This is a genomic window from Enterococcus sp. AZ119, from assembly GCF_050546175.1.
GTDB lineage: Bacteria > Bacillota > Bacilli > Lactobacillales > Enterococcaceae > Enterococcus > Enterococcus faecalis.
The window spans coordinates 1,262,710-1,287,489 of sequence record NZ_CP172951.1 but is presented as its reverse complement, the minus strand read 5'-3'; the positions used below and the strand labels follow the sequence as shown (position 1 = coordinate 1,287,489).

General features: G+C 37.7%; 24 protein-coding genes and 1 pseudogene. 4 read left to right on the top strand and 21 right to left on the bottom strand.

The annotated features are described in order from the left end of the window. The first annotated feature begins 136 nt into the window (after positions 1–136). The gene (locus IGL37_RS06255; RefSeq protein ID WP_002369381.1) at positions 137–955 is read left to right on the top strand and encodes a helix-turn-helix transcriptional regulator; all 819 of its coding nucleotides are present in this window, start codon (positions 137–139) and stop codon (positions 953–955) included. Positions 956–1,009: 54 nt separating this feature from the next. Here IGL37_RS06255 and IGL37_RS06250 read toward each other — a convergent pair whose 3' ends face one another. Together IGL37_RS06250 and IGL37_RS06245 are read right to left on the bottom strand one after the other, a co-directional pair. Then, positions 1,010–1,537: a GNAT family N-acetyltransferase gene (locus tag IGL37_RS06250; protein ID WP_002357555.1), complete on the bottom strand. Its 528-nt coding sequence runs from the start codon at positions 1,535–1,537 to the stop codon at positions 1,010–1,012. 19 nt (positions 1,538–1,556) lie between these two features. Then, positions 1,557–2,057 (bottom strand): GNAT family N-acetyltransferase, encoded by a 501-nt coding sequence (locus tag IGL37_RS06245; RefSeq protein ID WP_052133307.1) that lies wholly within the window; start codon positions 2,055–2,057, stop codon positions 1,557–1,559. 176 nt (positions 2,058–2,233) lie between these two features. On the opposite strand from IGL37_RS06245, the gene IGL37_RS06240 reads away from it, so the two are divergent. Beyond that, positions 2,234–2,842: an NUDIX hydrolase N-terminal domain-containing protein gene (locus tag IGL37_RS06240; RefSeq protein ID WP_430598830.1), complete on the top strand. Its 609-nt coding sequence runs from the start codon at positions 2,234–2,236 to the stop codon at positions 2,840–2,842. Positions 2,843–2,892: 50 nt separating this feature from the next. On the opposite strand, the gene IGL37_RS06235 is transcribed toward IGL37_RS06240, so the two are convergent. The 4 genes from IGL37_RS06235 to IGL37_RS06220 form a co-directional block, all read right to left on the bottom strand. Beyond that, entirely contained in the window at positions 2,893–4,233 is a 1,341-nt protein-coding gene (locus IGL37_RS06235; RefSeq protein ID WP_430598829.1) for an NADH oxidase, read from the bottom strand. Between the two features lie 297 nt (positions 4,234–4,530). Beyond that, positions 4,531–4,974: a Fur family transcriptional regulator gene (locus tag IGL37_RS06230; RefSeq protein WP_002357560.1), complete on the bottom strand. Its 444-nt coding sequence runs from the start codon at positions 4,972–4,974 to the stop codon at positions 4,531–4,533. 138 nt (positions 4,975–5,112) lie between these two features. Continuing rightward, the gene (cysK, locus tag IGL37_RS06225) at positions 5,113–6,045 is read right to left on the bottom strand and encodes a cysteine synthase A (RefSeq protein WP_033917956.1); all 933 of its coding nucleotides are present in this window, start codon (positions 6,043–6,045) and stop codon (positions 5,113–5,115) included. 228 nt (positions 6,046–6,273) lie between these two features. Further along, a complete protein-coding gene (locus tag IGL37_RS06220) occupies positions 6,274–7,134 on the bottom strand; it encodes a glucosaminidase domain-containing protein (protein ID WP_002357562.1) in 861 nt (286 codons plus the stop codon). A gap of 355 nt (positions 7,135–7,489) precedes the next feature. Between IGL37_RS06220 and IGL37_RS06215 the strand changes: the two are divergent. Then, positions 7,490–8,679 (top strand): annotated as a pseudogene (locus IGL37_RS06215) (MFS transporter). 51 nt (positions 8,680–8,730) lie between these two features. Here IGL37_RS06215 and tkt read toward each other — a convergent pair. Further along, positions 8,731–10,725: a transketolase gene (gene tkt, locus IGL37_RS06210; RefSeq protein ID WP_002363962.1), complete on the bottom strand. Its 1,995-nt coding sequence runs from the start codon at positions 10,723–10,725 to the stop codon at positions 8,731–8,733. A gap of 71 nt (positions 10,726–10,796) precedes the next feature. Continuing rightward, positions 10,797–11,039, bottom strand: coding sequence for a DUF896 family protein (locus IGL37_RS06205; protein WP_002382327.1), 243 nt, complete (start codon positions 11,037–11,039; stop codon positions 10,797–10,799). Between the two features lie 150 nt (positions 11,040–11,189). Between IGL37_RS06205 and lexA the strand changes: the two genes are divergently transcribed. Then, a complete protein-coding gene (lexA, locus tag IGL37_RS06200; protein ID WP_002357566.1) occupies positions 11,190–11,810 on the top strand; it encodes a transcriptional repressor LexA in 621 nt (206 codons plus the stop codon). A 13-nt stretch (positions 11,811–11,823) separates the two neighbouring features. Here lexA and queG read toward each other — a convergent pair whose 3' ends face one another. From queG to aroA, 13 genes are all read right to left on the bottom strand, one after another. Next, positions 11,824–12,993, bottom strand: a complete 1,170-nt coding sequence (gene queG / locus IGL37_RS06195) for a tRNA epoxyqueuosine(34) reductase QueG (RefSeq protein WP_002382325.1) — start codon at positions 12,991–12,993, stop codon at positions 11,824–11,826. Positions 12,994–13,016: 23 nt separating this feature from the next. Next, the gene (gene dfr / locus IGL37_RS06190) at positions 13,017–13,511 is read right to left on the bottom strand and encodes a trimethoprim-sensitive dihydrofolate reductase (protein ID WP_002360302.1); all 495 of its coding nucleotides are present in this window, start codon (positions 13,509–13,511) and stop codon (positions 13,017–13,019) included. A gap of 17 nt (positions 13,512–13,528) precedes the next feature. Continuing rightward, positions 13,529–14,476, bottom strand: a complete 948-nt coding sequence (locus IGL37_RS06185; protein ID WP_002357569.1) for a thymidylate synthase — start codon at positions 14,474–14,476, stop codon at positions 13,529–13,531. A gap of 17 nt (positions 14,477–14,493) precedes the next feature. Further along, positions 14,494–16,383: an ABC-F family ATP-binding cassette domain-containing protein gene (locus tag IGL37_RS06180; protein WP_002365663.1), complete on the bottom strand. Its 1,890-nt coding sequence runs from the start codon at positions 16,381–16,383 to the stop codon at positions 14,494–14,496. 110 nt (positions 16,384–16,493) lie between these two features. After that, a complete protein-coding gene (locus IGL37_RS06175; RefSeq protein WP_033917957.1) occupies positions 16,494–18,548 on the bottom strand; it encodes a cation:proton antiporter in 2,055 nt (684 codons plus the stop codon). Between the two features lie 35 nt (positions 18,549–18,583). Then, complete coding sequence (locus tag IGL37_RS06170; RefSeq protein WP_002357572.1) at positions 18,584–18,916, bottom strand: ACP phosphodiesterase; 333 nt, start codon at positions 18,914–18,916, stop codon at positions 18,584–18,586. Between the two features lie 77 nt (positions 18,917–18,993). Continuing rightward, positions 18,994–19,470 carry a hypothetical protein gene (locus tag IGL37_RS06165; protein WP_002357573.1) on the bottom strand — a complete coding sequence of 159 codons (477 nt, stop codon included), beginning with the start codon at positions 19,468–19,470 and terminating at the stop codon, positions 18,994–18,996. A gap of 11 nt (positions 19,471–19,481) precedes the next feature. Then, positions 19,482–19,676 carry a hypothetical protein gene (locus tag IGL37_RS06160; RefSeq protein ID WP_002357574.1) on the bottom strand — a complete coding sequence of 65 codons (195 nt, stop codon included), beginning with the start codon at positions 19,674–19,676 and terminating at the stop codon, positions 19,482–19,484. A 193-nt stretch (positions 19,677–19,869) separates the two neighbouring features. Beyond that, positions 19,870–20,718: a DegV family protein gene (locus tag IGL37_RS06155; protein ID WP_002382324.1), complete on the bottom strand. Its 849-nt coding sequence runs from the start codon at positions 20,716–20,718 to the stop codon at positions 19,870–19,872. Positions 20,719–20,793: 75 nt separating this feature from the next. Continuing rightward, positions 20,794–21,966 carry an LCP family protein gene (locus tag IGL37_RS06150; protein WP_016634339.1) on the bottom strand — a complete coding sequence of 391 codons (1,173 nt, stop codon included), beginning with the start codon at positions 21,964–21,966 and terminating at the stop codon, positions 20,794–20,796. A 143-nt stretch (positions 21,967–22,109) separates the two neighbouring features. Next, a complete protein-coding gene (gene pheA / locus IGL37_RS06145; RefSeq protein ID WP_002397303.1) occupies positions 22,110–22,958 on the bottom strand; it encodes a prephenate dehydratase in 849 nt (282 codons plus the stop codon). A gap of 7 nt (positions 22,959–22,965) precedes the next feature. Beyond that, complete coding sequence (locus tag IGL37_RS06140) at positions 22,966–23,472, bottom strand: shikimate kinase (RefSeq protein ID WP_033917958.1); 507 nt, start codon at positions 23,470–23,472, stop codon at positions 22,966–22,968. 19 nt (positions 23,473–23,491) lie between these two features. Beyond that, positions 23,492–24,778, bottom strand: a complete 1,287-nt coding sequence (gene aroA, locus IGL37_RS06135; RefSeq protein ID WP_002357580.1) for a 3-phosphoshikimate 1-carboxyvinyltransferase — start codon at positions 24,776–24,778, stop codon at positions 23,492–23,494. Between the last annotated feature and the right edge of the window lie 2 nt (positions 24,779–24,780).

The following is a 24,780-nucleotide window of genomic DNA, read 5'->3' as shown; positions in this document are numbered from 1 at the left end:
TTTCTCCCCTACTTTCTCTTGTTTTTATGGACGTGTATAAGATTACTGTTTTTTTATAGGAAAAGAAATGGGCATTCTTGTATATTTTGATGTACAATATAGTATAGAAAGCGGATACAAGTAGGAGTGATTTTTTATGAACTACACAAATAGTCGAACGTTTAATCCTGAAATTTTATATGCCTTTGATCCTTGGAACGAAGAGACCCACCCTTATAATTGTCATCATCATGAATTTCTGGAAATATCTATTCTTTTAGAAGGTGAATCTGAATATATTGTTCAAGGGCAACAGTACCATGCCACTGCTGGTACGGTGTTTCTTTTTAATCCGCGAACGGAACATGGTGAGCAACAAAAAGTAGGAACTTACTCACATCAACTACACATTGGCATTTCAAATCTCTATTTAGAAGGCTTAGCGCGAAACGTATTTCCAAATAAATCAGCTTTATTAGATTTAAGTCATTTACATGGTGCTTTTTTAGAAAAAGCTTGGCAAATTGTTCATGAATTAAACCATCAAGAAGTTGAATCAGCGTTACAAATTAAAGCATTAGTTATTGAACTATTGGTCTATATTTTAAGAAGTTTAGCAGTTGATCAAGAAAATAAAATTGAAACTCGGCTATCGAAAACGGAAAAAAGAAAACGAAATTTAGTCAATCATACGATTTATTATCTGGAAACGCACCATGACGAAGAAATTACTTTGGAACAGTTAGCTGAAATGTTATATGTTACCCCGACTTATTTGTCGAAAACCTTTAAAGCGGCCACAGGCGTTGGGCCAATCAATTATTTAATTCAAATCCGCTTAAACCATGCGAAAGAATTGTTGAAAAATGATTCCTTAAGTGTTAAAGAAGTGGCAAAAACGGTTGGTTACGAAGATGCCTATCATTTCAGTAAATTATTCAAAAAATATTATGGAAAATCTCCTTCACAATTTTAAGATAAAAAAACAAGGAATCGTCGGCTTCACTGCGTCCGTTTCCTTGTTTTTGCTTTACGTTGACTCTTTTAACTGTTTCGTCATTGTATAATCGGTATGGCGTTCATTTCCCATATAAAAATCATGTTCATCTGTTTTGACGAAGCCTAATGATTGATAAAATTTTTGCGCTGGATGATTATGTTCCCAAACACCTAACCAAACCGTCTCTTTTTCTGCTTCTTCCGCTAATTCAATTGCTTTCGTAATCAAATGTTTGCCTAAGCCTAAACGCTTAAAAGATTTACGAATATAAATGCGCTCAACTTGTAACGCTTGTGGATGTTGATAGGTAATCTGAGCATCACCGTGATTTAATTTCACATAACCTGCAAGTTCATTATTATAAAAAGCAAAGAAATATTGCGAATCTTTATGTAAGATTTCGCTTTCTAAAACTGCTGGACTAAATTTCCTCTCATAATGTGCCTGTAAATCCTCTTCGTTTTCGCCATCTCCATAAGTATCTGCAAAAGTCTCTTGGCAAATGGCCTCTAATTCTGGTACGTCTGCGACGGTACACTCTCTAATAAATACTGACATACTAAAACTCCTTTGTAGATTAAATCAACTGTTTAATTAAAATTAAACAAGGATTCCAAGCGTCCCATAATGTCGGAAAAACCTCAAGGCGCTTAAAACCCAATGATTCGTAAAAACGAATAGTATGATCGTACACGGAATAATTTCCTTCGTCAACTGTTTTGACTTGAATAAAAAAATAGTTATTTTTAGAATGCGTTTCCACGATTTCTATCAATAACTTGCCGATACCTTTGCGATGATACCGCTTTTTAACTGCCATACAATGGATTTCTACTGTATCTTTACTTGTTTCTGAAAGTGTTATAAAACCGAGTGTTTTATTCTCTACATCCTTTGCCACCCACATAGGTAAAGTGCTAGCTATATCGATATACTTTCGGGTCTCTTTTTCAAGGCCAAACCATTCTGGAAGATTAAACAATACTTCTTGTGCTGCCTGAGTCTTTTTATCTGCATTTTTTTCCCTTATAATTGTAAATTCTTTCAATTTACAACCTCCTTTTTGTTTACATAACAAAATTATTGTATACACAATCCTTTTTATTAAATAATAGCATAGGTAGTTCAAAAATGTAAGTTAGTCATTTATTCTTTATTATTTCCTTAAAACGACGCCTTTTCTCGCTAAATCTGCCCTTCCTTTGTTTTTTTCTGTTAAACTAAACGTATTAAGTCTATGAGGAGCGTGCGTATATGGATTATCTGAACACCTATAAGCGGTTGCTAGCATTGGCGGATGCAGGTCTTTTTTACGGGAAAGATGCTTTTGATCAAGAACGTTACCAAGAACTACGAGAACTTACGTTACAACTTATTAGCACAACCGGACACGAAGCGACTGTTTTGCCCGACTTAGAAAAAATCTTAACTAAAGAGGAAGGTTATCCAACACCGAAAGTAGATCTTCGCGGTTTGATAAAAAAAGAGAATCGTTTTTTATTAGTTGAAGATTTACGGACCAAAGAATGGTCATTACCTGGTGGCTATGCCGAAATTGGCTGCTCCCCTAAAGAAAATATTGAAAAAGAAGTATTGGAAGAAACTGGCTTAGTTGTTACAGCAAAAGAATTGCTTGCTGTTTATGATACAGATAAACGAAAAGACATTCCTCAACTATTTCAGTACTATAAAATGATCTTTTCTTGTGAGATTTTAGAAAATCATCCCTTTGAAAAAAACATTGAAACCTCGAATTGTGCTTATTTTTCTTTAGATAATCTCCCCCCTCTTTCTATCAAACGAACAACGAAAGAGCAATTAATGGCATTAATGAACCAAACAACTGGAGCGCTTAGTGACTAACAAAAAGGATGAAGAACTTCTGTTCTTCATCCTTTTTCTATCATTATTAATTACATATTTTCTAAAGCGGCTTGGGCTAATAAGTTTAAGTAGTTCCAAGGGCGATCAAAATGTGGTTGGAAGAAGAAATCAGAAATCGCTAAATCTTCGACAGTCATTTTATTTTGGACCGCTAATGATAAAGTATTGGCAGATTGTGTGATATCATATTTAGACATCAATTGACCACCAACAATGCGTTGTGTTCCTTTTTCATAGACTAATTCCATCAGAACTTTTTCAGTTGTTGGCATAAACTCTGGACGATAGTTATCTTCGAAAACAGTTGCTTCGACATCTAGTCCGTTTAATTTGGCACTTTCTTTTGTCACACCTGTTGAACCAATTTTCCAACCGAATAAATATAAGCCAGAAGTTCCCTGTGTGCCACGATAAGCCAATTTTTGTTCAGTCAAATTACGACCTACTAGCATACCTTGACGAACAGCATTCGTTGCTAATGGGATATAATTTTTTGTTTGACTTGGGTTGTAGTGAACAACTGCACTATCACCCGCAGCAAAAATATCAGGATTGCTTGTTTGCATATACTCATTGACTTCAATTGCACCATTTGGTAACATGTCAACTTTATCTTTTAATAATTCTGTATTTGGACGGAAACCAACACACATAATCACCATATCTGCTTCGAATTCTTGACTTGGTGTAATGACTTTTGCTACTTTTCCTTGCTCATCTGCTACGAATTGTTGGACATTTTCACCTAAAGCTAAATTAACGCCACGATCAACTAATTCTTTTTCTAGAACATCTGTGAATGGCTTATCTAAATATTTATTTAAAATGCGGTCTAACCCGTCAACTAAAGTGACTTCTTTACCAGATTCTACAAAAGCTTCTACTAATTCAATACCAATATAACCGCCACCAACGACAACGACACGTTTGGCATCTTTCGCTTTTTCGATGATCATGTTGGCTTGTGAATAGTTTTTACATAATAAAATATTTTCAGCATCAATTCCTGGAATTGGTGGAATAATTGGCCAAGAACCAGTTGTCATCACTAATTTATCATAAGAAACGGTCTCAGTTGCACCCGTTTGTAAGTTTTTCGCTGTAACAGTTTTGTCGTCCACGTTGATTTCTTCAACATTGTGTTCCATCTTCACTGTTGCTCCTAAAGAAGCCAGTTCTTCTGGATTTGAATAAAATAAATCAGCAGCATTTTTAACTACGCCTCCAACGTACAAGGCAATTCCGCAGGATAGGAAGGAAATATTGTCATTTCTTTCATATACAGTGACTTCCGCCTCCGGGTGATTTGCTAAAATACTTTTAACTGCTGAAGTTCCAGCATGGGTACATCCTACGACTACGACTTTCATGTTGTAAATCCCTTCTTTCACAATCTTTGTTTTGCAGAGGTGACGTCTCCCTCTGTCTGTTTAAAATATATCAGAGGAATCAAGCTTATTCGAGTTCTATGCTTGTGAATCGCATATAAAAAAATTCACAAACTGTTGCTAATTCTTAATAATAGCTAGTTAATTTTTTGTTTTTAAGAATTTAAAAGTCAATAACCACACAAAAAAACAAGCATAAGAGTGAAAACTCTTACGCTTGTGAAATTTGCCTAGACAAGTGACTTATCTTTTGATAAATTTTTAACAGTATGTAATTTTTTACACATTCTCCTGTTGTGCTTGTTGGCAATCTGGACATAATCCATATAATTCTAAACGATGTTCATTAATTTCGAAGCCTGTTAATTTACTAGCGGCCATTTCAACGTCCTCTAACCCTGGATAATGAAAATCAACGATTTTACCACATTTTTGACAAATCACGTGATAATGTTTCTTCGAACTAAAATCAAAACGACTAGATGCATCGCCATAACTCATTTCTTGAACGAAACCGATTTCAGTAAATAAACGTAGATTGTTGTAAACCGTTGCTACACTCATATTTGGAAAATGATCTTCTAGTGCGCGATAAATTTCATCAGCTGTTGGGTGTGTATGATTTTCGATTAAATATTCCAAGATAGCATAACGTTGCGGAGTAATTCGGATATTGGCTTCTTTTAATTCAGCGAGTGCATTTTTAACCAATACGTTGTCCATCTTTGTATCCCTCCCCTGTCTATCTTTCTTAAATAATACTATTTCTTATTACGATTGACAAGAATTATTGTAGGATTCTCGTGGAAAAAACGAGCATTTTACTAAACTAAGAGAAATGCTCGTTTTTTTGCGTGTTTTTTATTCTGGAAATTCGTAAAGAGCTGTCGAAAGATAACGTTCACCGTTATCTGGAACCAGCGCTAAGACACGTTTGCCTGCGCCTAATTCGACTGCCAAATCAATGGCCGCTTTAATTGCTGCCCCTGCTGAAATCCCCACAAGGATGCCTTCTTTTGGCCCCATTAAACGAGCAGTTTCTAACGCGTCTTCACTAGAAACAGCGGCAACTTTTTGATAAACGGTGGTGTCTAAAACGTCTGGGACAAAGCCAGCACCTATTCCTTGGATTTTATGTGGACCTGGTTCGCCACCTTCTAAAACAGGCGACTCCGTTGGTTCTACTGCAACAATTTCAATATCTGGAAAAATCCGTTTCAATTCATGGCCAACTCCTGTAACGGTTCCTCCAGTGCCAACACCAGAAACAAACGCATCTAAGCCACGTTTACCAAAGACATCAACAATTTCTTTTCCTGTTTTTTGTTCATGTACCATTGGATTAGCCGGATTATTAAATTGCAAAGGCATGAAGTACCCGTGTTCTTCTGCTAATGCTGTAGCTTTTGCAATTGCCCCTTTCATTCCTTCGGCACCAGGGGTTAATAATAAATCAGCCCCATATGCTTGCATTAATTTGCGGCGTTCAATACTCATAGTATCTGGCATCACAATCTTAACTGGATATCCCAACGCAGCACCTACCATTGCTAACCCAATGCCTGTATTACCACTAGTCGGCTCAATAATCGTTTGTCCAGGTTTTAGGCGACCATCTGCTTCGGCTTGTTGGATCATGCTTAAAGCAATTCGATCTTTCACACTGCCACCAGGATTAAAGAACTCTAGTTTAACAAAAACCTCTGCAGCTCCTTCTGGTACCATCCGTTTTAATTTCACAACTGGGCTTTGACCAATTAACTCTGTTACTGATTTTACATAACCTTTAGTCATAATCCTACATCCTCCAATTTTACAAACAATATAATAATTCTTTCTCTAAGCATAGCTCAAAAAAACGATTTCTACCAGAAAAACGAATTTTAGTTTGTGAAAAATTAAATAAAAAAACGGATTATACTCATCCAATAATTGCTGCTAGCACTACCTATTTTCACGATAAAAGACCTTACAAAAACTGCCGCTTTTGTAAGGTCCTTCTTCAACTAAATAATTGCAAAATTAACCGATTTGGATGGTTTGACCCACCGATAAAACAGAATCCAATGTTAATCCATTTAGTGACATTAAATTATCAACTGTCGTTCCAAAACGTGCAGCAATGTCCCACAATGTGTCGCCGTTTGCGACAGTGTAACTTTGACTAGCTACAGTTTCTGCTGTTGCTGTTGCAGAAGCCGCTGTATCGATTGTTGTATCAACGGTTCCCGTTGTATCTGAATAACTAGTAGTTTGAGCGACTGGTGCTCCCCAATCATATTGAGTTAAATTATATGCTTCAATTAACCAATTCAATTTTTCGGCATAGCCTGGATCAGTTGCATAACTTCCAGCTAAAGCGGCTGTTGCATCGCGATAACTGCTAGTATTACTCTTCCAAACGCCAGAATAATGGTATGTATCCCCAAAAGCAGTGGAACGAATAACATTGGCATGATCTTGGAACGATTCCGCATAAGAATTATAACTTCTAAATGCTGCTGTGACGGTCACCCATTGTCCGTCTAAATATTCTTTTGTTGGCATATAAACAGATTGTCCATTATAACTTCCTTTTACACCAAACAAGTTATAGTTCGGTGCAGATGCTAACCCAGAACTACCATAACTACTTTCTAGCAACGCTTGAGCAATCATGACGGAAGCATACATATCATTGCTATTGGCAACGGCTGCTGCTGAATTTCCGATTTCATTAATAAATGCTTGCTGGCTTGATTCTGCTTGGGCAGGTACCGCAGCACCAACCACAGGTGCTAAAATCATTGAAGTCCCCGCAACGGCGGTAGCACGTTTATAAGCTTTTTGCTTTTTAAGAGCTTTTTGAATATGTTTACTACTTCTTGTTAACTGTTCGCTCATTCATTTTTCCTCCTCACTGTCTCACTTTTCTATTTTACCGTTAATTTCCTATTGAAACAAGAAATAAACGTATTAAATTTTGAGTTTTAAAATTTCTGTAATGTAATTGAAATCTTGTTTGTATTTAATTAACCCTCTTCACACTTGTGAAAACAACCACTTCTTCTTTTCAATTTGATGAGATTTTTGTTATTTATCCTCTTACTTTTCTTTATTTATTGTGATAAAATTTTTAATGGACTTGTCACTTTTTGAACAAACTTTATAAGAGAAGTCTGTTTTTGTAGTCAAAAACAACTATTACCAAGTAGTTGTTGTATTACAAAATGAATTACATAGAAATGTAGGTGGTTAGATGAAGAAACAACAATCGGGTTTAACAAATCAAGTGACGTTTTTATTAGCGTTAACTTGCGGGGTCGTGGTCGCCAATATGTATTATATTCAACCAATTGGCACCCAAATTGCTCAGGCCTTTCAAGTCAGTATTGGTTCTATTGGTTTTGTTACTATGCTGACCCAATTAGGCTATGCGCTAGGATTACTTTTTCTTGTTCCATTAGGCGATGTCGTTGATCGTCGCAAATTAATCATTCGAGTAGCCGCGCTCTCCTCGCTGTCTCTAAGTGCTGCGTTTTTTGCACCAAGTTTTCTCCTTTTTGCACTCTCTTCTTTTTTTATCGGGCTGCTCTCTATTGTCGCCCAAATTATTATTCCTTATGCTGCGGTCATGGCGGGACCGGCGAACCGTGGTAAAGTAACAGGTCGAATGCTGGGCGGACTATTGACAGGAATTTTATTGTCTCGAACGATCTCGGGTTTCATTGCTAGTGCAGCTTCTTGGCGAACAGTCTACTTAATCGCCGTAATATTCGTGTTAGCATTGGTCGTTCTACTTCAATTAAAATTGCCCAAAACAGTGATACATACTCAAACTTCAAATCGATTAACTTATTTAGGTTCTTTGAAAAGTCTTCCTAAGCTAATCAAATCGCAACCTTTGTTAAGAGAAGCAACTGTCAATGGCTTTTTTATGTTTGCAACCTTTTCAATCTTTTGGTCTACATTAATTTTCTTTGTTAGTAGTCCAGCTTATTATTGGGGACCGAAAGAAGTCGGTATTTTAGCAATTTTTGGTTTATCGGGAGCATTCGTAGCACCCATCATTGGTCGTCTATCCGATTATTATCCAGAACGGAAGATTGTTTTGATTGGCCTGTTGATGCAGTTCGGTAGTTTTATCCTACTTTTTCTAGGTGGAACACATGTGGTCTTACTAATCTTAGCAATTATTGTTTTAGATATCGGTACTCAATTTGGGCAAGTAGCCAATCAAACACGCGTCCAAAATTTGGGAGAAGAAGCCAGCAATCGTAACAATACCGTCTTTATGTTTTTCTATTTCATCGGCGGTTCACTGGGTTCATTGATTGGTACATTAATGTGGCAAAATTATGGTTGGTCCGGTGTTACTTTAACTGGTATTGGGTTCCAATTGTTCGCATTATTTTCCACTTTATGCTCTTTGCTCCCAAAAAGAAATGAAGCAAAAAAACCTGAATGCTATCACAAGCATTCAGGTTTTTTAATCTTTATTTATAGTGATTTATAGGTATTAACCACATTTTCAGGAGTAAAGCCGAATTTTTCAAGAACTAGACCGCCAGGTGCAGAAGCGCCGAAGTGATCAATTGTGATTGTTTTGCCTTCTGTTCCTACATAGCGTTCCCAACCAAAGCTTGCTGCAGCTTCAATCGCCACACGTTTTGTCACAGCTTTAGGTAACACACTTTCTTTATATTCAGCAGATTGTTTTTCAAACAAATCAAAACTTGGCATTGACACGACAGATACATCGATGCCTTCTTCCGCTAATTTAGCTTGTGCTTCCACTGCTAGATTTACTTCAGAACCAGTCGCAATTAAAATCCCTGCTGGTTGTTCACCTTTTTGTGGTGACAATACATAAGCACCTTTTTGAACAGAATCAGAAGCGTGTTCTAACGTTCCTTCTAAAACAGGTAAGTTTTGACGACTTAGAACTAAAATAGTTGGTGTTTCCGTAGAAGTCATAGCAATTTTCCAAGCAGCAACAGTTTCATTGCCGTCTGCTGGACGAATCACATGAACATTTGGAATGCAACGAACACTTGCTAATTGCTCAATTGGTTCGTGTGTTGGCCCATCTTCACCCACCGCAACAGAGTCATGCGTTAAGACGTAAGTTACAGGAACTTTTTGTAAAGCGGCTAAACGGATTGCTGGACGTAAGTAGTCAGTAAAGACGAAGAATGTCCCGCCATAAACATGGCTACCACCGTGTAATTGAATCCCGTTCATTGCTGCAGCCATTGCAAATTCGCGAACACCAAACCAAATATTACGGCCTTCGTATTGACCAGGTTCGAAATCTTTTTCTGCAGCAACCATTGTATTATTTGAGGCAGATAAATCAGCTGAACCGCCCCAGAAACTTGGAACAACTTTTGAAATAGCTTGAATCGTTTCTTTACTTGTTACACGACTTGCGGCACTTGTTCCTAGTTCATATTTAGGTAATTCTTGTTCCCAACCTTCAGGTAATTGGTTGGCAAAAGCTTCTTTAAATTGTTTGGCTAATTCTGGATGCGCATGTTCATAGTTCTTAAACATCTCATTCCAAGCCGCTTCTGCTTTTTGGCCTTCGTCAATCATCGTTTCTTTAAAACGAGCAGCGACTTCCTCTGGCACAGTAAAGTCAGGATATTCCCAACCATAAACAGCTTTAGCCGCTGTAATGCCCTCTTCACCAATTGGCGCGCCGTGAACGGAAGAAGTTCCTTCTTTTGGTGCTCCGTAACCAATGACTGTTTTAACTTCAATCAATGTTGGTTTATCTGTTTCAGCTTTAGCCGCTTCAATAGCAGCCTCTATTTCATCTAAATCATTGCCATCTTTAACTAAAATATGTTGCCATCCGTATGCTTCATAACGAGCCCCAACATTTTCAGTAAAGGCTTTAGAAGTTGGTCCATCTAATGAGATGTCATTTGAATCGTACAAGACAATTAATTTACCTAATTTCATATGACCAGCCATTGAACTTGCTTCTTGAGAAACACCTTCCATTAAATCGCCGTCACCACAAATTGCGTACGTATAATGATCCATAATAGGGAAACTATCACGATTATAAGTTGCAGCTAAATGCGCTTCAGCCATTGCCATACCAACAGCCATAGCAATCCCTTGTCCTAGAGGTCCTGTTGTTGCTTCAACACCATCTGTGTGGTGCACTTCTGGATGCCCTGGTGTTTTACTATCCCATTGACGGAAATTTTTCAAATCGTCAATTGTTACGTTGTATCCTGATAGATGTAATAAGCTGTACAACATTGCAGAGCCGTGGCCTGCTGAAAGTACAAAACGATCACGATCAACCCAGTTTCTAGAAGTTGTTGGGTTCACCTTTAAATGTTTTGTCCAAAGTGCATACGCCATTGGGGCAGCACCCATTGGTAAACCAGGATGTCCTGAGTTCGCTTTTTGTACGGCTTCAATACTTAATGTCCGGATTGTATTAACGCCCAATTGATCTGTCTTGTCAAACAAAAAAATCATCTCCTAATTTAGGTTTTTTTTACCTTTATTCATAGTGTAGCTTATTTCGACAATGAAAGCAATTACTTTCTGTTGTGAAGTCCTTTTTCACGCTGAATTTTTTTTAGTTTTTCAGGAGTCACATCGGTCCCTTCTTGATCCACGACCTTCATTCCTTCGATATGGTGACGCATCCCTCCACGAAATGCTTCTAAATACTCTTTACGTAATTCTTGTTGTTCGACTTTTTCTTTCGCACTAAGTTCTTCCACTTTTGCTTTATTCGCTAATTCATTTATACGGGCAATTTTTTCTTTCGATAACATCAAAATCCCTCCTTACTCTCACTGTCTATATTATAAAAACTGCCTTAAAAAAACAACTATATTCTGATATTTATAAAACACGAACGCTTGTTTGATTTCGTTCGCATTTTATGGTACACTAATTTTATCAATTGAAAGAAGGTGCGGGTTTTGGCGAAACGTACAGAAACAAGACAATTAGAAGTACTTAAATATATATACGAACAAGTCGAATTAAAGGGCTATCCGCCAACCGTTCGCGAAATTGGGAAGGCTGTTGATTTATCCTCAACTTCTACCGTTCACGGACATTTAGCTCGTCTTGAAAAAAAGGGTCTAATCTTACGTGACCCAACAAAACCGCGAGCAATCGAATTAACACCAGAAGGCTTGGAAAAGATCGGAATTCAGCCGACAACTATTCCGATGTTAGGTGTCGTAACTGCTGGTGAACCAATTTTAGCGGTGGAAGAAGCATCAGATTTCTTCCCGTTACCTCCTGATTTACGTACAGAAGAAAATGCTTTATTTATGTTGACGATTCGAGGAGAAAGTATGATTAACGCAGGTATTCTAGATGGCGACCAAGTGATTGTTCGTAAGCAATCGAATGCCAATAATGGCGACATCGTAATCGCAATGACCGATGAAGATGAAGCAACCTGTAAACGATTCTTCCGAGAAGTAGATCATATCCGCTTGCAGCCTGAAAATGATGCATTAGCGCCTATTCTTTTAGATAACGTTACAATTTTAGGTAAAGTTGTTGGTTTATATCGCAATCATATTTAATAAAAAAAGGAAGTCACTCCGTTGAGCGGCTTCCTTTTTTGCTTGTTAACAAGTGAATAGCCTTTTGGGCTTCCTCGATAACCTCTTCTTCAGTTTCTACAGAAAGTAGATAATTTAAAGCTTCTAAACTTTGCTCGGGTTCTCTTTTTGCGAGCTGACCTAACGACCAAGCAGCTGTTCCGCGAATGACAGGACGCTGATCATTTAAACAGAGAATAATTTGTGGGATAGCTTCACGGCCGCCCAAATTCGCTAACGCAATTAAAGCATTCCGTTGCAATGGTTTTTTACCACGCCAAGAGCCTGCTAAGTGTCCGAATTGCTGTTTAAACTCTTTATTGGAAATAGTTAATAACGGTGCTAATTTGGGATAAACTTCTTCAATCTTTGGTTCCATCTCTTCATGAAAATGAAAATCTTTTCCTTTATTATAAGGGCAAACCAGCTGACAAATGTCGCAACCATAAATGACGTTACGCATTTTTTTCCGATAGTCTTCAGGCATCATGCCTTTTGTTTGCGTTTGATAAGACAAACATTTTTGAGCATTCATTCGACCGTCCCCTAACAAAGCCCCTGTAGGACACCCTGTGATACAACGAGTACAATCACCGCAACCATTTGGAACAGGTTCATCTGGTTCAAATTGAATATTGGTGGTCACCTCACCTAAATATACAAAGGAACCAAATTCTTCGGTAATCAGTAGACCATTTTTACCAATGAATCCTAAACCCGCCCGCTGAGCAACAGCGGTGTCAACATATTCGCCAGTATCTACTTGTGGCCGAAAGCGCCAGTGTTCTTTTTCTGCTTCAGTGGCAGCTTGCTCTTCAATAAAAGCAATTAATTTTTGCAACCGATCCTGCAAAATGTGATGATAATCAATTCCCCAAGAGGCTCGCGCAAATTGTCCACGCTTTTCATCTCTAGGCATTTTTTCCTGAGCTTTGGTGGGATAAGCTAAAGCAATGGAGATAATACTTTTAGGATGCTCAAACGTTTTTTCTGGGTAAATTCGTTCTTCCACATTTTGATGTTCAAATCCCGAGTTATATCCTCGCTCTCGTTGTTCATGCAGAGAATCTTCTAATTCAATAAATGGTTCAGCATGAGTAAAGCCGATTTTATCGATGCCTAAACGTTGACTCTCTTGAATAATTTTTTCTTTCAATGTCGGCATTGCTCATGACTCCCTTCATTTTATTATTTATCGTTTCGATGATACGTTTCATAGTCATGTGCATAGAGATTTTTCTCGTCCACGACGCCGGGAACAGTGGCAACTTTTTCCCAAACAGACCAGTCGATTTCTGGAAAGAAGGTGTCGCCTTCAAACGTTTCATGAATCATCGTCCGATATAAGACATCGCATGCGGGAATCAATTCTTTAAAAACGACAGAACCTCCACCAATAACGGTCACGCCTTCATACTTGTCAGCATACGCAAGAATTTCCTCTACGGAATGCATAACCAAAACGCCTTCAGCTTGGTAATCCGGATTACTGGTAAGAACAATCGTTGTTCGATTTGGTAACGGACGACATCCCATACCTTCGAAAGTTGCACGTCCTAAAACCAATGTATTATGAATTGTTTTTTCCTTGAAAAATTTCAAGTCGTTGGGTAAATGCCAAGGCAATTTGCCTTCTTTACCAATCACTCCTTGTTCATCTTGGGCCCAAATGGCTGCTAACATAGCTTCTCTCTCCTTTTTTATACGGCAATCGGCGCTTTAATCGTTGGATGTGGGTCATAGCCTTCTACTTTAATATCTTCCATATCAAAATCAAAAACAGAAGCCTTGTCTGGATTCAAAACGAGCGTTGGGAAAGAACGAACTTCTCGTGATAATTGTTCTTGCATTTGTTCCACATGATTTTGATATAAGTGGGCATCTCCTAGCGTGTGTACAAACTCCCCCACTTCTAAACCTGTTTCATGCGCAATCAGATGTGTCAATAAAGCATAGCTTGCAATGTTAAAAGGAACACCTAAAAAAACATCGGCACTGCGCTGATAAAGTTGACAGCTTAATTTTCCTTCATTTACATAAAATTGAAACATAGTGTGACAAGGCGGCAACGCCATTGAAGGCACATCTTCTGGATTCCAAGCGGAAACAATTAAACGGCGAGAATCAGGATTGGTTTTAATCATTTCAATCACATTAGCTAATTGATCGATAAAGCTACCATCTTTGGTTTCCCAGTGACGCCATTGTGCACCATAAATATTCCCTAATTCACCATATTTTTCTGCAAACTCTGCATCATTTAAAATGGCATCACAGAATTTTTGATGTTCTTCTTTGTATTGTTCTGCAAACGCTGGATCTTGTAAGACACGATGCCCAAAATCCGTCATGTCTGGTCCTTGATAATCTGCGCTTTTTACGTAACGTTCGAACGCCCATTCATCCCAAATATGATTATTTCGCTCTAACAAATAGCGAATATTCGTGTCGCCTTTTAAAAACCACAATAACTCACTTTTAATCAAGCCAAACGGTACTCGTTTGGTTGTTAGTAAGGGAAATCCTTTGGCCAAATCAAAACGCATTTGATAGCCAAATAAACTATACGTCCCAGTTCCTGTACGGTCTTCTTTAAAATGACCTTCTTCTAAAATCTTTTTTCCTAGCGCTAAGTATGCTTCTTCCATCTTATTCCCTCCGTCTCTTAATCCGCGTATTCACTCAAGTATTCCCAACGATTCATTTTTTCTTCTAACAATTGTTCCGTTGCTGTTACTGCTTCTTGCAATTCTTGTAAACGAACAAAATCATCACCCTGATGATTCATTTCTTCAGTTAATGTTTCTAATTTCGTTTCTAATTGTGTGATGTCTTCTTCAATTGTTGCCCACTCTTTTTGTTCCATATAAGTCAGCTTTGTTTTTTCTTTCTTTTCTGTCGATGCTTCTTTTACTGGTTTATTGAGCGGTTTTTCTTTGACCTTTTCTTGTTCTTTTTGGTTCGCCAAATATTCACTCATCGTGCCATAAAATGATAGGATCTGACCATTTCCTTGAAAAACTAACAATTTATCCATTGTTTTATCCAAGAAATAACGGTCATGAGAAACCGCAATTACCGCTCCTTTAAACGTTTGGATATAATCTTCTAAAATGGTCAACGTATCAATGTCCAAATCATTGGTTGGCTCATCCAATAATAACACGTTAGGCTGACTAATTAATAATTTTAAGAGATATAACCGGCGTTTTTCTCCACCAGACAGTTTGCCAATCAGTGTGCCATGCATAAAACGAGGAAATAAAAAGCGCTCTAACATTTCAGCGACCCCAACGCTGCTTCCATCACTGCGTTTCACTTCTTCTGCTGCTTCTTGCAAATAAGCAATCATCCGTTGATTAGGATCCATTTCTTCGTTTTGCTGGGTATAATAGCCAATTCGGACGGTTTCACCGATACTATATAGACCACTCTCTAAAGGAATGCGTCCAGCTAAAATATTTAATAATGTGGATTTGCCTGCACCGTTTTTACCAGTAATGCCAATTCGATCGTTTGCTTGAATGAGTAAATTAAAGTCTTTCAAAAGCTGTTTATGATCAATGGCATAATTTCCTTCCTTGATTTCCAGAACTTTTTTCCCTAAACGCTGCGTGGCAAAGTCTGCTTCTAAGGTGCCATTGGTTTGTACCTGATGCAAGTTTTCTTTTAAATCCTGAAACCGATCAATTCTTGCTTGTTGTTTCGTTCCTCGTGCTTGAACGCCTGCTCGCATCCACGCAAGTTCTTGTTTGAAGAGGCGTTTTCTTTTTTCTTCTTGTTCTACAGCGACACGTTCACGTTCGGCTTTTTCCATCACATACGTTTCATAGTTTCCTTTGTATTCATACAGTTTTCCAAAAGAAAGTTCGAAAATCCGATTGGTTACTCGATCTAAAAAGTAGCGGTCATGGGTCACCATTAAAACCGCGCCACGATAGTTATTTAAAAAGTTTTCCAGCCATTCAATCGTTTCATAATCCAGATGGTTCGTTGGTTCATCCAATAACAGTAAATCAGGCGCTTCAATTAAGACTTGCGCCAAGCTTACTCGTTTTAACTGCCCACCAGAAAGCTCACCTATTTTCTTTTCCAATGTGGGAATGCCTAATTTTTGTAAAATAATTTTTGCATTGGTATCTGCTGTCCAAGCATCTTGTTTATTCATGGCTTCTTCTGCTTGCGTGTAACGTCTTTGAACCCCTTCGTCTAAACCATTCTCACTTAAAGCAGCTAACGCTAATTCATAATTTTTGACCGCTTTTATGATCGGGCTGTCTCCCTGAAACACGGCTTCTGCAATCGTAATATTCTCGTCAAATGTTTGATTCTGGGAAAGGTACCCAATTTGATAATCACTTGGCTGCTGAATCGCAGCAAGATCACCATCACCGCTATCTACGCCAGCAATAATATTTAATAAACTGGTTTTCCCTGTGCCGTTAATCCCAATTAAACCAATGCGATCTTTTTCATGAATCAAAAAAGAAAGATGATCAAATAGTGTTTTTTCCCCATATGTTTTGGTTAAATCTGTTACTTTTAATTCTTTCACCGACACTACCAACTCCTTCTATTTTGGTCTTGCTTATTGTATCAAAAATTGGATTATAAAAAAAGTGCATGAGATAAAAATCGTCTTGGTTTCATCTCATACACTATTACTTATTCTTTATTAAAATTTTTAACAAATCGTTTCAGCGGAACATTATTCACTTCGCCGCTAATCGAATAACTCTCTAATAAATTGACATTTTTTCGTAACTCGTTCGCTTCGATAATTGAAATGCGTTCAGATTGTTCGTAATGATCAATCATCCGTCGTTCTTCTTGGAAGCCTAATAATAGGTCTTTGACATAGTCTGTCTCCGTATGAACAATATACGAATCAATAAATTCGCCTTTTTCAAACTTATGGGCTAAATCCAAGCGTCCGTCAATGAAGAAATCAATTAAATCATCATCATAGACACCGCGCAAATTATCTAAACTCTTCAGAATAACTTGAGAATTTCTTAGAAAAACTTGGCGAATATTTTCTAGTTCTTCATTTCGTAATTCTTTTTCTTCTTCAGAAGCTTCACCACGATTGAAAAATAGCTTAGGATGTAAAAGAATCGAAATGATTTGTCGAGCAAATAATAACCAAAAGCCTACAATCGATAATAATTGTTTGGCAATCGACCGTTGCATCCGTGTAATCAAGCGTTGATACATACGATAACTTCTGACACTAATTTCTCCTTGTTTCAGACTTTCTTCTAAGCCGTCTCGTTCAATGGACACAATTAACGTCCGCAACTCTTGCACTTCTTGTTTTCGTTCTGCACTTAGCTGCTCGGTATACAATTCTTTTAAACGATCTTGATAATTTTCAATGACCGCATTCATTTCACCACGAGGATTCTCTTCATTTTGCTGTTTTAAGACATCAATGACATCACGTAATAAATCAATTTCGACTGACTCTTCATTTTCCACTTCCGTCTCTGAATCAGTTAAAAATGGTAAAACTAGAATCCCGCCAATCAGAGTCACCAAAATAACACAAGCCGTAATGAATAGCAATAACGGTCGTTCTTTAAAATGCTCGCCGTTAATCGCTGTTGGCAAAATAAAGATGGTGGCTAAACTTACCGTCCCCTTAACACCGCCAAATGTTAAAATCAACATTTCATTCATTGCAGTTTTAACTTTTTTAAAACCATGTTGTAGCGTGTAAACACTGAAAATGGCTAAGAAACGAATTAAAAAGACGACACCACTAATAATTAAAACAACCATTAGTAGGAACCAGTTTGAATATTGTTGGTCAATCCAAATTGGCGAAAACACTTGAGAAAGTTCAATTCCTAAGAATAAGAAAACTAAGGCATTTAAAGTGAACTCAATCATACTCCAAATACTTTCGCCAACATTTGACAGCTCTGCTTCAAAAAGCGAAACTTTTTTCAAACTAGACGCTTGCATAATTCCAGCAATCACAGCGGCAATAATTCCAGAAACGCCAATCAACTCTGAAATTAAATAAGCAATAAATGGCAAGAGTAATTCAATCAACAAGTAGCCTGTAACATCTTTTGCCACCGCAGTTTCAAGTAAATGAACAATTTGCTGTTTTAATAGAACTAACACGATTCCGACTACCGCTCCACCAATACTGGAAATAACCAAGGTCCCTGCCGCTTCCACCGGCGAAAATGCCCCCGTTAATAAAGCCGCTAATGCAAATTGAAAGGCTGTAACGCCTGATGCATCATTAATGAGTCCTTCACCAGATAAAATGTTCATCGAACGTTCAGGAATGTCAATTCGACCTGATAACGAACCTACCGCCACCGCATCCGTTGGCCCTAGAGCCGCTCCAAAAGCGAAGCAAGCGGCTAATGGTAAAGTAGGCAAAATCATATGCAGGGTCCAGCCGACTCCGACTAAGGTAATTAACACACCAAAAAAGGCCAAGAAAAGAATCATCCCGAAATTTTTCATCATTGCTTTCAGATTGATTAGCTCCCCTTCTCTAAATAAAAGCGGTGCAATAATCATTACTAAAAACACTTCAGGCTCAAATTCAATTTCCTGCCCCATTTTAGTTAAACCAATTAGAACGCCTACAATAATTTGCACAATTGGCAGCGGAATGACGGGAACAATCCGGTTGAATATGTTTGAGAAGGTAATAGACAGTGCAAAAACAATGATTAGAAAGGTAAATTCCATCCTATCATTCCCTTCTATATTAAATTTTTATTGACTTACCGATCAAAACATTTAAGTAATTTTTTCTTTTTAAGAATAATTTTCTTTTCGACTTCTTCTAACTCAGAACTGCGTTCGCAAAGTTCCAATTGAGCGCGTCGTGCTTCTAAACGAAGAAGTTCTCCTTTAATTAATTCAATCTTTTTGTAGCGTAAGAAATTTTTCTTTTGCATACGTTCTGCAAAGTGTTGTCGTTTTTCTTCAGGGATTGCTTGATATTTCTTTTTCAAGTCAGCGACACACTTTTCAAATTCTTCACTCACCGAAACAACTTCCTTCCAAAATTTAATCTGACTAATTATAACAAATTTTACCAAAAGTACAAGCAAAATTGCTTTCTTTTTTTCAAAAGAAATTCAGACAAAACTTAACGCGGGAAAAGCTGATTTCTAGGAGCTGAACATGGTTAATCTTCATTAACAATAATATCAATTTCTGCCTCTTCATTCATCCGTGTTGAAAGAAAAAGAACCATTTCTTCTAGTGGCGCAGAAAAGCGTAAAACCACCCCTCTTCTGCCTTTTTTTAAATACCCTAAACGAATACCGTTCGACTTTTGAACAAGGACAATCTTTTCGATATCTTTAAAGGCCGTGCCCCGATTGTCAAAAGGATGCGTAATAATACAGTCCTCCGCAAAACCTCTTGCATCGTAAAGAAAACTGAAGATAATCAAAATATATAACACACTTCGAATCATTTCAATTTTATCTCCTGCCGAAAATGCATTGGCCAGAATCATTAAACTAAAAAAAGCAACTAGATATTTTGTTGTAGGATGTTTTGCAGCCGGAATTACAATACTTTTACGTACGAAGTAAAAGTAACCATACATAACGACGACAAATAAAAATAGCAATAACGTAAATCCATCGATAATCACAAACGACTCCTTTATTTCTTTTTCTTTTGAATATCTGTTAATATATCATTTATTTCTTTAATTTCTTTTTTTGATTCGTTAATCTTTTTGATAACCGCCTCACGGTTTTTTCCAGGCGGTAAGTCAATTGATTCTTGGTAGTAGTTTGCTAAAGCTTGAACTTTTTTCATTTTTTCGCTTTGCAACAAGGCTATATTTCTTTTCATTTAACCGCCTCCTCTTCCTTAGTATACATTACTTTGTAAGGAATTGCTTAATTTGCAAGATATTTTCTAATAAAAAGGAGTAATTTTACATTTTCTTATAAACAAAAAGTATTCGGCTGAGTAACAGCAGCAAACGACAAAATAATAGAATAAAAGATGAGACAGAAGTAGTTTACTTTTGTCTCATCTTTTATTATTGAGCTGAAATCGCTAAACCAATTGCTTTTTCCCCTAGGTGGGTCCCAATAACTGGACCAAAATGACCGATTTCAATTTCTGCATTTGGGTATAGCTTTTGTAATTTTGCTTGTTCTTTTTCAGCAACGATGCGGTTATTGGCATGAATCACGTACAGTTTAACTGGCGCTTCAATCCCTGCGTTTCGTTCACCAATAATCTTTTCTGCACGAGCAAAAGCTTTCTTTGTTGAACGGATTTTTTCAAATAATACAATCTTTCCATCTTCAAAAGTCAAGATAGGTTTAATCTTCAATAGTCCAGCAATCAACGCTGCGCCATTCGTTAAGCGACCGCCACGAACTAAGTTGTTCAGATCTTCTACAATTAGATATGCATACGTATTGTCACGAATTAAATCTAATTTGGCAAAAATTTCTTCTAAGCTGGCTTTTTCTTCTGTTAAATCTAAAGCAGCTTCTACCATGTGTCCCATTGGCATACTTGTAATTTTTGAGTCATATGGATACAAAGCAACGCCTGGGATTTCATCAGTAAGTCCGTGCAATGTATGAACAAAACCAGAGATTCCTGAAGAAAGATGAATGCTGATGATGGTGTCGTACCCTTGTTCAGCGATTGATTTGTAAAGCTCTAACACTTCTCCTAAAGCAGGTTGTGAAGTCGTCGGAAATTCTTTACTATTATTTAGCAATGCATAATATTCATCTGCTTCAATGTCAATGCCTTCGTTGTATATTTTTCCATCTAAAATGACTGGGATGGGAATTACAAAAAGATTCGGATGATCTTTAATGCGCTCGGGTAAATAAGCTGTACTATCTGTCACAATAGCAATTTTCATTTTGTAACCTCGTTTCACTAATTTTCCACGTTGTTTCTAATATAGCATAAAAAAGGATATTTTAAAATGCTTTCCTTATTCGTTCAGGAATTTTTCGATGGCGTCAGCATTTTTTTGTTCATCTACTTCTAAAATACTGCCTGCATAAGAGGATTCACCAAAATTCCAAGAATCTGGTACCGGAACCGATAATGACTCAACCCCTGCTTTTCCTTTAATCAACAATGATGGTCCATTCGTTAACATGAAACTAACAGGCACATCTGTCGACATATAGCCGACTAATTTCCCAAGTGATTCTGGGGTTCTTAATAAAGTCATTGGGTTTTTCATTTGGCTCATTACAGCTGACATAACTTGTTGTTGGCGACGAACCCGACCAAAGTCGCCTTCTTCATCCATCCTAAAGCGAGCGTATTGAAGTAAGACATGTCCATCCATGACCTGTTGCCCTTTTTCAATATCAACGCCATCTAAATTCAGTGATTTTTCTGCATCGATTTTGACACCTTTTGGAAACATAGAGTCAACAATTTTTTCAAATGATTGGAAATCTACCTTAGCATAATATTTCGTATCTAAATTAAAGTTTTGTTTTAACGTTTCACGAACCAATTCAGCACCGCCATAAGCGTATGCGGCATTAATTTTATTCGGCCCGACACCAGGAATGTCCACGAATGTATCACGCATAAATGAAATTAATTTCGGTTTTTTTGATGGTCCATTTAGTTGGAGAACCATTATTGTGTCGGCTCGTCCAGCATCTTCCCCACGTGTATCGCTGCCAAGAATTAAAATATTCTTAGCCCCGTTGCTACTTCTGACACCATTAAATGTTTCTACTTTTTCTTGAGGCAACGAGTCATCATGTTCTGCTGCAGATTTTCCTTTTAAAAACATGACTGTACTATAGGCAAATAACAGAATCAATAGGATCACTAGCCATTTGAAAAAGCGTTTTGTTTTTGATTTTTTACGTTTCTTTTTTGGTTTCTTGTCTTTTTTTCCGCGGGGTGGTTGGTCAGAACCGTTGCCACCACCTGAATCTGTTTGATGTCGCCTCTCACTTCTGCGACTGTCCTCAGTATAGCTGTCTTCGTAAACTGGCTCTTGAAGGCTTTCAGCTAGTTCTTCTGGTTCTTCTTCTCTATGTTCACCCATTGATTTTCGGGGATTAAAGGTCTTTTTATGCTCTGCTGGTCTCGATTTTTCATGAATATGTTTATAACGATCTACACGACTCATCGTGTCACTCCTTTACCTCTGTGTTTTATCACCTTTCTTAGGATACCTCATTTCGCAGGAAATTCCTATTACAAATATGTAATTTAATAAAAAATGAAACTCACTTTATCTAATAAGTAAGCTTCATTTTCATTTTTAACTCTTTAAAGTGTGGACAAAACATAGATCGGGTAATCCCCTAAAATTTTTATTTCTGCGCCAATGAGTTCCAGTTCTGTTAAGGCTGCTTCAATTAATTTTTCTGGTTGATCTTTCACTAAGTCCATTAAAAAGAAGTACTCTCCTAGCTTTGTTTTCAACGGCCGCGATTCTATTTTGCTAAGATTAATCCCTCGCCAACTGAACACGCTTAATGCTTTGTGTAAAGAGCCAGGAACATTACTTGGCATCGTAATCGCCAGCGTTATTTTTTTCTCAGATAGCGGGAAAGAAATCGCTAAATTTTCAGAACCAAGAACCCAAAATCGGGTTTGATTTACCGATAAATCTTGTATATTTTTTTCAACAATGGTCAAATCATACATTTCCGCAGAAAGTTTTGGTGCAATAGCTGCAAAAGGTAATTCTGGATGTTCTGCAATGTATTTGGCGGCGTAAGCTGTTGAAGGCGTTGCTTCTAAAATCGCTTCTGGAAAGTTTTTCGCTAGAAACATCTGCGATTGAGCTAATGCTTGCGGATGTGATAAAATTTTCTGACTTTGTTGCCAGATCGCTTGATTCTCTTTTGCCACCATTAATTGTTGTTGAATCGGTAAAACCAACTCTGCTTGGACAGGTAACTGCGCTTGATGATACAAATAATCTATCGATGCATTAACGGTTCCTTCAATCGTGTTTTCTATTGGGATAATGCTACATGCCACTTCTTGCTGTTCAATTGCTTTCAAGCAAGCTGGAATCGATGCGTACGGTATCAATGTAGCATCAGGAAAAGCAGCCAACGTTGCACTGTACGTAAAGGAACCAATCGGACCTAAATAACCAACTTTCATCGTTTCTCTACTCCTTTAATTGTTGCAGAATTTCATTGATAATTTCTTCTGGCGAGCGATTGGTCGTATCAATTGTCATCTTCGCACATTCTTCATAAAAATTTTTACGAGACTCAAATAAAGTAATGATTTCTTTTGAAGAACGTTCTATAGCTAAGGGTCGTTGGTTTTCAGTATCTTCTTTGATTCTTTTTAACAGCTCTTCTGGTGTTGCATGTAAATAAATCACTTGCTGAAAAGATTTCAATAAGCTACGATTTTCTGGTCCGATAACAATCCCGCCCCCAGTTGAAAGGACGGCTGTATTTTTTGACAGCTCCTTTAAAAGTTGGGTTTCCTGTTCTCGGAAAGCTGCTTCACCATATTTTTCGAAATAGTCAGGAATTGAGCGTCCTATTTTTTCAATTAACGCTGTATCTAAATCAAGATGAGGCATCTTTAGTTTATTGGCCAAACTTTGGCCGATAGTTGTTTTACCCGCACCCATGAAACCAATTAAAACAATGCTTTCCATGGTTCGTTATCCTCCTTCGTTAACAACTTAAACGTTCTAAGTCGTCAAAAAATGCTGGATAAGAAACTGAAACTGCTTCAGCCTTATCTAATTCAACAGTGCCTTCTTTTACAAGTAATGCAGCAATTTGTAACATCATCCCGATACGATGATCCCCATAACTGGTAACTCTTCCACCATGTAAAGAAGTTGGCCCATGTATAATTAAGCCATCATCAGTAGGCGTGATGTCGGCGCCTAAAATTGTTAATTCTTTCGCTACTGCATCAATCCGATTGGTTTCTTTGACTTTCAATTCTTCTGCATCTCGAATGATTGTCGTGCCAGTAGCCTGAGTAGCTAACAAAGCAATAATCGGTAACTCATCAATTAAACGTGGGATAATAGCGCCACCAATCTCTGTAGCTGTCAATTGACTCGTTTTTACAAGTAAATCGCCAGAGTGATTGGCCTCATCTTCATTTAAAATAGTGACGGAACCACCCATGTTTTTAATCACATCTAAAATACCTGTCCGCGTTTGATTTAAGCCAACATTTTTCAGAAGTATCTCGCTATCTGGGACTACTAAACCCGCAACTAAAAAGAAAGCTGCAGAAGAGATATCACCAGGAACTACCACATTTTGACCTGTTAATTGTTGCGGTCCAGTTAACATAATTTTTTTACCGTCTACTTCAAGTGTCCCACCAAATTGTCGAATCATCTCTTCTGTATGATCACGTGTCTTTTCTTTCTCAACCACTACAGAAGTGCCCTCGGCTTGCAAAGCGGCGAATAAAATAGCCGATTTCACTTGAGCACTCGCAACAGGCATTGTGTAGTCAATCGGTTGCAAATTTTGAGTCCCGCGAATAGAAATTGGCGGAAACTCCGTTTGCTGAACCCCTTGACATTCCGCTCCCATTTGGTTTAAAGGAAGCATCACACGATTCATCGGTCGTTTAGAAATAGACGCATCACCAGCTAGGCGCGTTTCAAAGGGACAGCCAGCTAAAATGCCCAGCATTAGGCGAATTGTTGTCCCTGAATTTCCAACATCAATTGTATTCTTCGCCTTTTTTAAACCTGCAAATCCTTGCCCCTCAACGGTGATTGTCGTCCCGTCATCTTCAATGTTCACACCCAAAGAACGAAACGCCGCTAAGGTACTTAAACAATCTTCGCCTCTTAGAAAATTTGTAATCGTCGTTTTTCCAGAAGAAATTGCTCCAAACATAATACTTCTATGGGAAATCGATTTGTCGCTAGGAACCATCAGAGTCCCTTGTAAATGTTTCACATTTGTACGTAGTTGCACCCTCATCA